Below are 13,241 nucleotides of genomic sequence, written 5' to 3'. Positions count from 1 at the left end.
ACAGTATTTATATTTGCCCGCGCAAAAACGACCTTTAAAATCGTTAAAATCGAATAGGAAAGGTTACTTATGCTGAAATAAAGATATTTGTATTAAAAATAAAGCAAACGATGCAATTGGATCCACAAATAGCAATAGACTCGCCTTTTCGATCGATCAAACGTGAAGACTGGAAAAATTTAAACGGGAAAGTCTTGCACAACTTCAGTGTCGAAGACTTGGAAACCCTCCATGCACTGAATGAACCCCTGACAAATCAGGAGATAGAAGAAGTCTATGTCCCTTTGAGTCATTTCCTTGAAATTCATATTGATCGTTTCCAAAGTCTTCATCAGCGAACAAATCGTTTCTTCGGCAAGGAAGAAAGCAAACTTCCGTACATCATTGGTATTGCCGGATCTGTTGCCGTGGGGAAAAGTACTACAGCAAGGGTTTTGCAGCGCGTACTCAGTCTGCTTCCTTCAAAGCCAAAGGTAGACCTGGTGACCACAGACGGCTTTCTTTATCCAAATAAGCAACTCATTGAACTCGGGATTCTAAACCGGAAAGGTTTTCCGGAAAGTTATGATGCCAAAAGATTGATCCATTTCCTTTCTGCCGTGAAGTCCGGTTCTCCAAGGATAGCAGTCCCTGTCTACAGTCACCTGATCTATGATGTGTTACCAGACGAAGAGCAACAAATCATCGAACAGCCCGATATCTTAATTGTAGAAGGGATTAATGTGTTACAAGTCAATTCGCAGCGGCCGAGAAAAGGCCATAGCGTCTTCGTTTCCGATTTCTTCGATTACTCGATTTACGTGCACGCCAGTGAAAAAAACTTGATAGAATGGTACACCAATCGATTTGAATCGCTTCGTGAAACTGCGTTCCAAAATCCAGCGTCATTTTTCCACAAGTATGCAAATATGACCACTGAAGAAAGCCAGTCTATGGCCGTAAGTATCTGGAATGAAATCAATAAGCCTAACTTAATTAAGAATATTCTGCCAACAAGATATCGCGCAGATCTGATTCTGGAAAAAGGGGGCCATCACTTCGTTAAAAATATCAAAGTCAGAAAAATTTAACCTTTGCCGCGCTGAAATTGCAAAATTTCATTCAAAATTCTGCTCTGCACCTGCTGATGTATCTTGTTGCTGGAAGAAATTGCACTAACTTCAACTTTGTACTTGATGTAATCTTTAGTGAGATCGGCAACCTTAATAATAAAACCTTGGGAGTGGTCCAAATTCGGATTCTGCTGAAATAATGGCGTTAAATAGCCTTCCAATTCTTCTACAGCAACAGCAATATCGATCGGTAATTCAAACTTAACAACAATTTTATTTGATTTTTGAGATGTTTTATTGACCAGCGTTGCAGTAAAAACTAAATTATTTGGAATCATTACTGCGTCGTCATCTTCATCTCGTACAACCAGATTGGCCAATGTGATATCGACAATCTTTCCTTGGTACTCACCAATTTTTATCCGGTCTCCCACCGAAAATTGATCGGAAAACATGATGATCAAACCAGAAATCATATTGGTGATATACTCTCTAAATATAACAGCGATCGCCATAGCAACGATTGTCATGCTGGTAATAAAATCTTTGGGATTTATACCAACGGCAATCATTAGGCTGACGATAATGAAAAACACATTACCAACAGTAGCGACGCGTGTAATTCCAAGTACAAAATTACCACGGACAATCTGTTGTTCATTTCTACTGTTGTATAATTTTACAAGTATAAAATGCCCAATTGAGATCAAAACACTTGCGGTTAAAAATGTATTTAATCCGTATGCGATATTTCGAATAATCTCCCGTTGCTTATAGAAGCTTTCAAATTGAACAAATGATGCCGTCAATGCAACTAGCAGTATCGTCCGTATAAAAAAAGAAATTGAAATTGACTTGCTCATTTTTACCCTAAATTTAAAACGGTTTTAATCTTTCAAAATTTGACGTTTGAACACCTTCCACACAAGATTATCTTTGTAAAAAGGGAATAAAACCGGCCTGCTAAGCTAAACAATTTTACTTTACGCAAAAAGCATTATCAGGAAATACCTATCTTTGCGTAAAGACATTACTTACGATTAAATGAAGGAATCCAACGTGCATACTGAACTACATGTAACCGGAATGCACTGCGCAAATTGTGCTATTTCAATTCACAAATACCTGGAAAAAAACGGAGCTAAAGACATCTATGTTGATTTTGCCGCTGATGAAGTCAAATTTTCCGATATCCCCCAGGAACAAATACCAATGCTGGTCGAAGGGATTGAGTCTTTAGGATACAAAGTAATCGATGATCAGGATGATAAGCCTAGCTTTTGGCACTCAATTGAATTTAAGTTCTTCTGCTGTTTGATCTTTACTGTACCACTATGGGGCCATATGTTTACGGCGTATCCTTTACTCCATGATCCATATATCCAGCTCTGCTTGTGTATACCTGTATATTTTATTGGCTTTTCCCATTTCGGGATCAGTGCGTTACGATCCATTTGGAATAAAATGCCGAATATGGATGTGCTTATATTAGTCGGATCTACCGCGGCATTTATCTATAGTCTGATTGGCACATGCTACAATCTTGGTCACGATTATCAATTTTACGAAACCTGCGCGACGATCATTACTTTGGTTTTTTTAGGAAACGTATTGGAAAAACGGGCTATAACGAAAACCACGTCCGCAATCAAAGATCTGATTAAATATCAGAACGTGGATGCAATTAAGATCGATGGGGATCAGGAAATAACCATATTGGCCAAAGAAATTAAATCTGGCGATATTCTAAAAGTGAACACAGGAAATCAGATCCCGGTCGACGGCGATATTTTGGAAGGACAAGGCTGGGTAGACGAGTCGATGTTAACAGGAGAAAGTATGCCCGTTGAAAAACTGAAGTATGATGCTGTGATTGGCGGTACATTGCTGACCGAGGGTAATATCAGAATTGTCGCAACCAAAGTGGGATCTAAAAGTGTGCTCTATCAAATCATCCAGTTGATCAAAGATGCTCAAAGTAAAAAACCTCCTATTCAAAAATTCGGCGATAAGGTAGCCGCCTATTTTGTACCGATCGTTGTCAGTATCTCATTCTTCACTTTTTTTATCACGTATTTTATCGCACAATTACCACTGCAACAATCTTTGATGAATGCAATAGCCACCCTGGTGGTATCGTGCCCCTGTGCAATGGGACTAGCAACTCCTACAGCTGTTATGGTCGGCTTGGGTAGAGCTGCAAAAAAAGGTATACTAATCAGAGGTGGAAGCACTATTGAGGAAATGTCCGAACTCAAACAAATGGTATTTGACAAAACTGGCACCCTAACAACTGGCGATTTTAATATCAAGGCAATTCAAACATTCGGAATTGAACAATCTCAGGTCGAATCGATCATAGCACAGTTGGAAAGTTATTCTAGCCATCCTATAGCGAAGTCGATCCGAAAACAGCTGAAGGAAATTAAATCCTTCCGTATTATCTTTAAGGAAGTCAATGAGATACGAGGAAAGGGAATATTTGCCACAGATACCAATGGGAATAGTTATTCCATTTGCAATGCCAAACTTGGATCAAAGGATTATTCAAACCGTTATGACCTTACATTAACCATTAACGAAGTGGTTATAGCGGGTATTGTACTTGAAGATCAACTAAAACCTTACGCAAAAGAACTGATCCAATATCTCAAAGATAAGGGTATACGCCCTATTCTGTTGAGCGGCGATCGTCAAAGTAAATGTGAGCGCACAGCGCAGAAGCTTGGTATTGCCGACGTATATTGGGATAAATCACCGGAGGATAAATTAGAGATCTTGTATAAGCTTAAAAAGAAAGGCCCAACGGCAATGGTTGGGGACGGTATCAATGATGCGCCCGCACTTACTGCGGCGGATGCGGGCATTTCGCTTGGGGATTCAACTCATGTTGCGATTCAGTCTGCCAAAGTTATCCTACTGAATAGTGATCTCCGGTCCATTGAAAAGCTACTCAAGATCGGTCATCACACCTTACTGGCAATCAAACAAAATCTTTTTTGGGCTTTTGCTTACAATATTGTCGCCATTCCCCTCGCTGCCCTTGGTTTTCTTGGTCCTATGGTGGCGGCCTTAAGCATGGCATTTTCGAACTTAATTGTGATCGGTAATTCAATCCGGCTCCGCTTTAAAAAATTGAAATAAAATTGATAGCGCATCAGTACCATGACAATCCATAGTTGATTGTCTTTTTTATATATATTAGCGCTTCAATCTTTCGCTTTTGAGGTTAAATTTTTGTAACTTCGCATGCGTAGCAAGCCAGTTTATTGGGCTTGCTTACTAGTTTTATTGAAACCAAATTCATATGGCTGAAGAAACAGAAAACGACAACAATCTTGTTCCGGCAAACGACCGGATTATCCCAATTAACATCGAGGATCAGATGAAGTCTGCTTACATTGACTATTCCATGTCTGTCATTGTATCAAGAGCGCTTCCTGATGCACGTGATGGCATGAAACCAGTACACAGACGTGTTCTTTATGGAATGCTGGACTTAGGGGTTACCAGTGGCAAGCCTTATAAAAAGTCTGCCCGTATCGTTGGTGACGTATTAGGTAAGTATCACCCGCATGGTGATTCATCCGTTTATGACACCATGGTTCGTATGGCTCAAGATTGGAGTTTACGCTATCCGTTGGTAGACGGCCAAGGTAACTACGGTTCTATTGACGGTGATCCTCCTGCGGCCATGCGTTATACCGAAGCAAGATTAAAGAAAATTGCTGAAGAAATGCTATCCGATATCAACAAAGATACTGTTGATTTTCAAAATAACTTTGATGACTCTTTACAAGAGCCGACCGTACTCCCTACTCGTATTCCCAATCTTCTTGTCAATGGGGCATCTGGTATTGCAGTCGGTATGGCTACGAATATGGCGCCGCATAACCTTACCGAGGTTATTGATGGTACGGTAGCGTTCATTGAGAACCGCGATATCGAGATAGCCGAACTGATGCAACATATCAAAGGCCCTGACTTCCCTACGGGTGCACTTATCTATGGTTATGCAGGTGTTCAAGATGCCTGTAATACAGGACGCGGCCGGATTGTCATGCGGGCGAAAGCAGAGATAGAAGCAACTAAATCTGGGCGGGAACAGATTATCGTAACCGAAATTCCCTATCAAGTGAACAAGGCCAACATGATCGAGCGTACGGCCGAATTAGTGAACGAAAAGAAATTAGAAGGTATATCAGCCATCCGGGATGAATCTGATCGGACAGGTATGCGCATTGTATACGATATCAAACGTGATGCAAACGCGAACGTTGTTTTAAACAACCTGTTTAAATACACTGCTCTACAAACCTCTTTCTCAGTTAATAACATCGCTTTAGTTAAAGGAAGACCTGTCCTCATGAATCTGAAAGATATGATTCATGAATTTGTGGAACATAGGCATGATGTCATCGTCAGACGTACACGCTATGAATTGGCTGAAGCGGAAAAACGCGCGCATATCTTAGAGGGATATTTGATTGCGTTGGATCATTTAGACGAGGTAATCAAATTAATCCGTAACTCCGAAACACCTGAAGATGCTCGTGTTGGATTAATGGAGAAATTTGGCCTTTCTGATCTTCAGGCCCGTGCAATTCTTGATATGACTTTACGTCGTCTTACTGGACTGGAACGGGATAAGATCAAAGAAGAATATGCTGAATTGATGAAAACAATCGACTATTTAAAATCAATTTTAGAAGACGAAGATCTTCGGATGAAGATTATCAAAGATGAGTTGATTGAGATCAAAGAAAAATATGGAGACGAACGTAGATCACAGATTGTACACTCTGCTGAAGATATGCGTATGGAAGATTTTATCGATGATGAAGAAATCGTGATTACAATCTCTCACAATAGTTACGTCAAACGTACTCCACTATCCGAATACAAGCGTCAGGGCCGCGGCGGTCGTGGATCTATCGGTACGAATACACGTGAGGAAGATTTTACGGAGCACATCATTACAGCATCTGCACATAATTATATGCTCCTATTCACCGAAGCTGGGCGTTGTTTCTGGTTGAGAGCTTTTGAAATTCCGGAGGGAAGCCGCACCTCGAGAGGTCGTGCACTGCAAAATATTATCAACGTTCCAAAAGAGGAGAAAATAAAGGCGTTTATTTTAGTGAAGAATTTGAAAGACCAAGATTATCTGGAAAACAATTTCATCATTATGTGTACTAAGAAAGGTACCATCAAAAAGACATCGTTAGAAGCTTATTCCCGTCCAAGAGCGAATGGTATAAACGCAATTAACATCAATGAAGGAGACCAGTTGATTGAAGCTTGTTTAACTACTGGAAGTAGCGAAATCGTTATGGCGCTTCGTTCTGGTCGAGCCATTCGTTTTAACGAGTCTACCGTCCGACCAATGGGAAGAACTGCGACTGGAGTACGTGGTATCACATTATCAACTGAAAGTGATGAAGTGATTGGCATGATTAGTGTGAATGATTCTGAAACAACTGTATTAGTGGTTTCAGAAAAAGGATATGGAAAACGTACAGACATCGAAGATTATCGGGTGACCAATCGTGGTGGTAAAGGTGTAAAAACCATCAATGTCACTGATAAAACAGGCGAGCTCGTTGCCATAAAAGGCGTAACAGACGCTGAAGATTTGATGATTATCAATAAATCTGGCATCGTTATCCGTATCGCAGTTGAAGGATTAAGGGTGATGGGTCGAGCCACGCAGGGTGTAAGGCTCATTAATTTAAAAGATAACGATGAGATCGCCTCTATTACTAAAGTCGATCGTGAAGAAGAACTAGAAGAGTCTGGCTTGACTGAAGAGTTAACCGATAACGACGATTCAACTTCGGAAGAGAACAAGGAATCAAACTCCGAAGAAAGCACGGAATCAAACGAAGAATAATTGACTAATGAAAAACTTACTGATATCATTTTTAATATCTGCAAGTAGTTTAACTGTTGTTGCCCAATCCAATTTGAAAGAGGGCAGCAACAGTTTTGCTTTATATACCAAAACCGGCGAGTTCAAAAATCTTGAAAACGCACGGAAATTTGCAGACGCGGCTTTTCAGTCAAGGAAAGATTCTGCTTCTGTTAACAATAATCTCTTAAGAGCACTGGTGTATAGTTCCTTGGCTGTTGCAGACTCAACAAGGAAGCAGCAATATAAGATGGATCCTATTGATATATCCATCAAATCACTTAAGCTTCTGGATCAAAAAAAAGCACGCCGAAATTTTCCTGCTGAAATGGACTATATTCGTCAAAATCTCGCTGGGGCCATCTCCTATCAAGCGGGCATTTCTTTAAGGGATGGTAAATTTGATAAAGCTTATAAAGCATATCTTCGAATAGATTCTCTTGGATTCAAAAATAATGATCTTAAATATAATCTCGCCGTACTCTCGGGTAAGAATAAAGATTATATGAACTCGATCAAGTATTATAATGAACTTATTAAGAGTGAACAACCTAAGCCCAATTACTTTCTTGAATTGGCACATATTTATTCTCTTGGAGGTACTAAACAGGATGTTTTAAACGTTCTTGAAAAAGGACATGTTGCATTTCCTGAAAATAAACAGATACTTTTTAGGTTGATTGATGTCTACTCGGCTAATCATTCTTATGATGCAATACTCAATGTTATCGCTGACGCTATCCGTTTGGAGCCAGAAAATGTGGAATTGAACTATATCGCCGGCTATTCCTACGAAAATGCCAATGATATCAAAAAGGCGAAGGAATATTATAATAACGTATTGCGATTGGATCCGAATAATTACGAGTCTAATCTTGCCTTGGGGCTGATCAATCTGGAAACTTTATTAAAGGAACCTACGAATCAGGATATACAGGAATTAACTATTGAATACCTGTTGAAAGCAAATGAAATAAAACCTTATGATGTTAATGCGCTCAAAGCCTTGGCTAAATATTATACGCTCATTGACGATGCATCGCAATTAGACAGGGTGAATTTATTATTGAATCAATTAACAGTTAAATAGATATGAATTTAAAATCTCTATTATTATTAGCCGCAATGGGTACTGTATGTACCTCAGTTTCCTTTGCGCAAACCGGTAATATAAAAAAGGCGAAAACTGGCCTGGCAAAATTTCAGGAATTGAAAGATGCTGGCACGGTACAGTTGGGTTTGCCCAACCTGAAAACTGCAAAGGAAGCTATTGATGCTGCTGTAATCAACGAAAAAACTAAAGATAACGCCGAGGCATGGACAGTATATGCGTTAGTAAATGCTAATCTATCGACAATTGATAAATCTTCTGAATTGGCAAAATTGGCTGAAGATGGAATTGCTAAAGCAAAACAACTGGATACAGATGGTGCCAATAAAGCGAATATTTCGGTTGCAGAACAAATCTTAGGGCAATATAACTTCAATTTAGGTGCAGAAGAATATCAAGCTCAAAAATATGCTGATTCGTATAGCTCTTTTACAAAAGCATTGACCTATCTTCCTGGCGATACGTTAGTGACCTATTACAGTGGGGTTGCGGCATTATCTAACAAAGATTATAAAAATGCAATTGAACGCTACAAAGAATTGATTCCAAGAAAAGATTTCTCTTCGCATAAAACAATTATGGTAGACTTACCTAAGTTGTATCTATCGATGCAGGATACAACATCTGCACTGGAATATGCAAAAAAAGCAGCTGAAGCTTATCCTGACGACAACGCAGCAATGACTCAGAATATTGAGCTGAATTTAATTACAGGTCATGAAAAGGAAACAATTGATGCTATTACAGCGCAGTTAGCGAAAGATCCTAACAATAAAAGCTTAAATTATTACCTAGGTATCGCTCAATCTTCTGCAAAGAATGATGAGGCGGCAGTTGCAGCATATAAGAAAGCATTGGAAATCGATCCAAACTTTTTTGAGGCAAATACGAATTTGGCCATCACACTGATGAACAAAACGCGTGAAAAATTAAATGTTGTTAATAATAATAGAAAGTTAACACAGGCACAGTATGATGCTGAATTAAATAAGATTAAAACCGAATTAAAGCCAGTGCTTCCTTATTTAGAAAAAGCAGTTTCTTTGCAGCCTAAAAATGTAGATGCATTAATCAATTTGAAGAACTATTATATTTTTATGCAGGATGAGGCTAAAACTGCCGAAATCAATGCTAAAATCAAAGAAGTAGAATAAAAATGAACTTCATAAAAAAAGNNCTTTTTTTATGAAGTTCATTTGCGCTAAGCTAAAATGGCAATTAACTCAATCTGAAATAATAAAGTACATTGCCCTCCTTTTCCAGGAACCAACTCCTCTTTTCTGTAAGCCAAATTTGGTGGAAGGCACACCTCCCAAATAGACCCGACAGGCATCTTTGAAATTGCTTCTTGCCATCCCACGATCAGTTCATTGATGTAGAACGTTTCTGGCCGCTTCCGCTTATAGGAACTATCGAATACAGTTCCGTCTAAGAGTTCACCCTTGTAATGACATATAACCTTTGCGGACTTTTTTGGTATCTGCCCGCCTCCTTTTGTCAATACCCTATAGTGCAAGCCCGAAGCGCATACAACGACACCATCTTGATGTGCATGCATTTCCAAAAATATCTTTCCCGCCTCACTATTTCTTTCTGCCAGTTCCGTGGAATTTACCTTGTTTTTCTTTTTCTGAACCAAAATTTGATTGATTAAAATTCAATATTATTACCTATTCTTTATCCGACCAAAATAACATCTTTTTGTTCTTTTTACGAAGAAAGAATACGTTTTTGTTCATTGTAGAAAATCGGTTACAACAACTCTGCATTTAACGTTTTTTCAAACGTAAATGCCCTACTTACGGGGCAGTTCTCTTTAGCCTTCTGCGCTATTGTCTGAAAATTAGATTCGTCTATTGAAGGAACTTTCGCTTTCAACTCCAGTTCAGACCGTACAATGGAGCCATTTTCCATCACAATTGTTGATACAGTTGTCAACTCATCAGGAACAAAACCTTCTTCAGAAAGATAGGCGCTCAATTGCATGGTAAAACATCCTGCATGCGCTGCAGCCAATAACTCTTCAGGATTTGTTCCAACACCATTTTCAAACCGCGTTGAATATGAATACTGGGTGTGATCTAATACTGTACTATCGGTAGTCAGGCTACCTTTTCCTTCTTTAAGATTGCCATTCCATTGGGCTGTTGCTTTTCTTTTCATGTTTTCTACGATAACTATTTAAACTAATTTTATAACATAAATTTCCCTGTCGGCTGTTCTAGCACTTCAGGTACTTTTATAGAACAAATGGCTGTTCAAAAAGTTGTATTCCATTTCACAAATTCGTGTCGCACTCCCAGCAATTGATACGTTAACTATCTTATTAAAAACTAAACTCATGAATAAACTATCCTTTCTTTTTATCGTTGTATCTATGCTCTTCTCATGCAGAACTCGTCAACTTGAGCAGCAGGTTTTAATACAAGACTGCCCCGAAGAAAAAATAGTAAACAAAATCCCTGGCCCCCCAGTAAAGGGCGAGGTCGAAAAAATTTATTACATCTACCAGGGTAAAAGAGTTTCCCCAAAACAATTTGATCAACAATGGCTCGAAAAGAATTGTGATATTAAAGAGACAGTTGTTTATTGATTTAATTTCAAAAAATAAGCTTAAAGACGTATTTTTGCCTAAAATTTTTAAGATGACAGTTTCTCTTCGGGAGGTCAATCAAAAGATTTTAGGCTATGTTTCTTTAACCTTCCTCGGTTATTTCACTATCGGCCTATCACTTGCTACCCTACCCATTTTTATTCACCAGACTTTGGGATTTAATACAATTGTCGCCGGATTGGTCATTAGCATTCAATACATTGCTACTTTTTTACTTCGCGGTTATGCCGGAAAAATAGTTGACACAAAGGGCCCAAAAGTTTCTGTTTTGCGCAGTATGCTATTTTTTGCCATGTCTGGTGTCCTGCTTCTACTTGTTTTCCTATTTAAATCACAGCCCTTTATCAGTTTAGGACTTTTGGTAATCACCAGATTACTGACTGGAATTGCTGAGGGTATGGTCGGTGCCAGCCCCATAAATTGGGCTCTTATGGAACTTGGCGATGAGCATGCAGCTAAAGCGATCTCGTTCAACGGCATAGCGAGCTATGGCGCATTGGCTATTGGCGCTCCCTTAGGTGTCCTCATGGTAAATCATATCAGTTACGAAGCTTTAGGTGTGCTAACAATTGTTGTTGGTATACTAGGCTATGTATACTGCCGCTCAAAAACGCCTTACCGGGTTGTTCGAAAAAGGACTGAAAAGGTCAGCTTCAAACGGGTATTACTTTTAGTAGCTCCGTTTGGAATCTGTCTTGCTTTGGGTGGACTTGGCTTCGGAAGCATTTCGACTTTCATGACACTCTATTATGAGCATTTTGACTGGCAAAACGGAGCGTCCTGTTTAACGGTATTTGGAATTTTCTTCATCTTGACCAGACTTGTATTCAATAAGGTTATTGATCAATATGGTGGTTTAAAAGTTGCACTGCTGAGTCTTTTTGTTGAATCATTAGGATTATTACTGATTGCTACAGTTATTAACCCTATTTGGACCTTATTGGGGGCAGCATTGACCGGTCTTGGTTTTTCACTAGTCTTTCCTGCGCTTGGTGTTGAAGCGATTAAAAGAGTCGACCAAAGCCAACAGGGCTCGGCTTTAGCAGCCTATGGTCTATTTATTGATATTTCTTTGGGAATCACGGGGCCTCTGATCGGTTTTGTGGCAAACAATATGGGGATGGGCGCTATCTATCCCTTTAGTTCAATTATGGTTGCTATTGGTTTTGCGGTGGTTGGAAACCTTATTTATACGAAAAGAAAAGCACTTGCTTAGCGACAGCATGAGTTCATAAAAGCGATTTACAGAAGATATATTTCATAAAAGAGCGGCTGAATTTTCACCTATCAGCCGCTCTTTTTTTATGCTAATTCGTGTATTTTAGCTTTCAATGCTCGGCACTCCAACAACTTCATTTGTATCTGCGTTGTAATCGATACCGTCGAAATTGAATCCGAACAAATTGAAAAACTCATTGCGATAGCCTTCAATATCTGAAATTTCTGCTAAATTTTCAGTGGTTGCTTTTTCCCATAATGCTGCAACTTCTGCCTGAACATCCGGACGCATCTCCAAATCGTCAACACGGATACGGCCTTTTTCATCGAGGGAAACTTTTCCGTCAGCAGTATATAGTCGCTCAGCGAATAAACGTTGCATTTGCTCAATTGTGCCTTCGTGGATACCTTTTTCTTTCATCACTTTATACAAAAGAGAAATATACAAAGGAACAACGGGAATAGCCGAACTTGATTGCGTGACCAAGGCCTTGTTAACCGATACATAAGAAACACCATGAATATCGCTCAAAATAGCATTTATTGCAGGCACTGTTCCTTCTAAATCGTCTTTGGCACGACCAATAGTACCATTACGGTAAATTGGATAAGTAAGTTCAGGTCCTATATAAGAGTAGGCGACGGTTTTCGCGCCCTCAGCCAATACGCCAGCAGCTTTAAGATCTTCAATCCAGAATTTCCAGTCCTCTCCTCCCATTACTGCTACTGTATTAGCAATATCTTCTTGATTTTCGACAGGCTGAATGGTAATATCTGAAATTACACCTGTGTGAAAATCTACAGTCTTATTGGTAAAAGGCTCTTGTATTGGTTTCAAAACAGAAGCATGTGCGACACCAGTCTTGGGGTGAGTACGGCGTGGTGAAGCCAAACTGTAAACCACTAAATCAACCTGTCCAAAATCTTTTTTAATAAGTTCGATAGTTTGCTTTTTCACTTCATCAGAAAAAGCATCCCCATTAATGCTTTTGGCATATAATCCCGCATCATGCGCCTCTTTCTCAAAAGCTGCAGAATTGTACCATCCGGCAGTACCAGGTTTGCCTTCGGCTGCAGGTTTTTCGAAAAACACACCGATTGTAGCAGCTCCAGAACCAAATGCTGCCGAAATCCGAGATGCAATACCAAATCCAGTTGAAGCTCCGATTACCAACACTTTTTTTGGTCCATTCGCGATTTCACCTTTGGATTTTACGTATTCAATTTGATTTTTAATGTTTTGCGCAGCCCCTTGTGGATGCGAGGTTAAACAAATAAAACCTCTAGTTCTTGGTTGTATAATCATCTTGATTAATTTTCTTACTACTTGTTTTA

The 13,241-nt window shown here is 39.3% G+C and carries 11 protein-coding genes; 7 read left to right on the top strand and 4 right to left on the bottom strand.

The genetic code is table 11. From position 1 onward, the window contains the following. Nucleotides 1-110 precede the first annotated feature (110 nt). Nucleotides 111-1,070 (top strand): type I pantothenate kinase, encoded by a 960-nt coding sequence (gene coaA / locus B3139_RS16110; RefSeq protein WP_209579224.1) that lies wholly within the window; start codon nt 111-113, stop codon nt 1,068-1,070. On the opposite strand, the gene B3139_RS16105 is transcribed toward coaA, so the two are convergent. Further along, nucleotides 1,067-1,915 carry a mechanosensitive ion channel family protein gene (locus B3139_RS16105; protein WP_293884595.1) on the bottom strand — a complete coding sequence of 283 codons (849 nt, stop codon included), beginning with the start codon at nt 1,913-1,915 and terminating at the stop codon, nt 1,067-1,069. The genes coaA and B3139_RS16105 overlap by 4 nt on opposite strands. A 181-nt stretch (nt 1,916-2,096) precedes the next feature. On the opposite strand from B3139_RS16105, the gene B3139_RS16100 reads away from it, so the two are divergent. From B3139_RS16100 to B3139_RS16085, 4 genes are all read left to right on the top strand, one after another. After that, the gene (locus B3139_RS16100; protein ID WP_293884594.1) at nt 2,097-4,196 is read left to right on the top strand and encodes a heavy metal translocating P-type ATPase; all 2,100 of its coding nucleotides are present in this window, start codon (nt 2,097-2,099) and stop codon (nt 4,194-4,196) included. Between the two features lie 163 nt (nt 4,197-4,359). Further along, nucleotides 4,360-6,945, top strand: a complete 2,586-nt coding sequence (gene gyrA, locus B3139_RS16095) for a DNA gyrase subunit A (RefSeq protein WP_209579221.1) — start codon at nt 4,360-4,362, stop codon at nt 6,943-6,945. 7 nt (nt 6,946-6,952) lie between these two features. Beyond that, a complete protein-coding gene (locus tag B3139_RS16090) occupies nt 6,953-8,053 on the top strand; it encodes a tetratricopeptide repeat protein (protein WP_293884593.1) in 1,101 nt (366 codons plus the stop codon). 2 nt (nt 8,054-8,055) lie between these two features. Continuing rightward, nucleotides 8,056-9,228 carry a tetratricopeptide repeat protein gene (locus B3139_RS16085; RefSeq protein ID WP_293884592.1) on the top strand — a complete coding sequence of 391 codons (1,173 nt, stop codon included), beginning with the start codon at nt 8,056-8,058 and terminating at the stop codon, nt 9,226-9,228. Nucleotides 9,229-9,275: 47 nt separating this feature from the next. Here the strand turns inward: B3139_RS16085 and B3139_RS16080 are convergent, their stop codons facing one another. Together B3139_RS16080 and B3139_RS16075 are read right to left on the bottom strand one after the other, a co-directional pair. Further along, nucleotides 9,276-9,713, bottom strand: coding sequence for an FKBP-type peptidyl-prolyl cis-trans isomerase (locus B3139_RS16080; RefSeq protein WP_293884591.1), 438 nt, complete (start codon nt 9,711-9,713; stop codon nt 9,276-9,278). A 113-nt stretch (nt 9,714-9,826) separates the two neighbouring features. Continuing rightward, nucleotides 9,827-10,237: an OsmC family protein gene (locus tag B3139_RS16075; protein ID WP_209579218.1), complete on the bottom strand. Its 411-nt coding sequence runs from the start codon at nt 10,235-10,237 to the stop codon at nt 9,827-9,829. A 178-nt stretch (nt 10,238-10,415) separates the two neighbouring features. On the opposite strand from B3139_RS16075, the gene B3139_RS16070 reads away from it, so the two are divergent. Next, a complete protein-coding gene (locus tag B3139_RS16070) occupies nt 10,416-10,667 on the top strand; it encodes a hypothetical protein (protein ID WP_209579217.1) in 252 nt (83 codons plus the stop codon). A gap of 52 nt (nt 10,668-10,719) precedes the next feature. Further along, the gene (locus tag B3139_RS16065) at nt 10,720-11,904 is read left to right on the top strand and encodes an MFS transporter (protein ID WP_293884590.1); all 1,185 of its coding nucleotides are present in this window, start codon (nt 10,720-10,722) and stop codon (nt 11,902-11,904) included. A gap of 105 nt (nt 11,905-12,009) precedes the next feature. Here the strand turns inward: B3139_RS16065 and fabV are convergent, their stop codons facing one another. Next, the gene (gene fabV, locus B3139_RS16060; protein WP_293884589.1) at nt 12,010-13,212 is read right to left on the bottom strand and encodes an enoyl-ACP reductase FabV; all 1,203 of its coding nucleotides are present in this window, start codon (nt 13,210-13,212) and stop codon (nt 12,010-12,012) included. Nucleotides 13,213-13,241: the final 29 nt, after the last annotated feature.

This window comes from Sphingobacterium sp. UBA1498, assembly GCF_002325125.1.
Taxonomy (GTDB): Bacteria; Bacteroidota; Bacteroidia; order Sphingobacteriales; family Sphingobacteriaceae; genus Sphingobacterium.
This window is presented reverse-complemented; position numbering and strand designations above follow the sequence as displayed.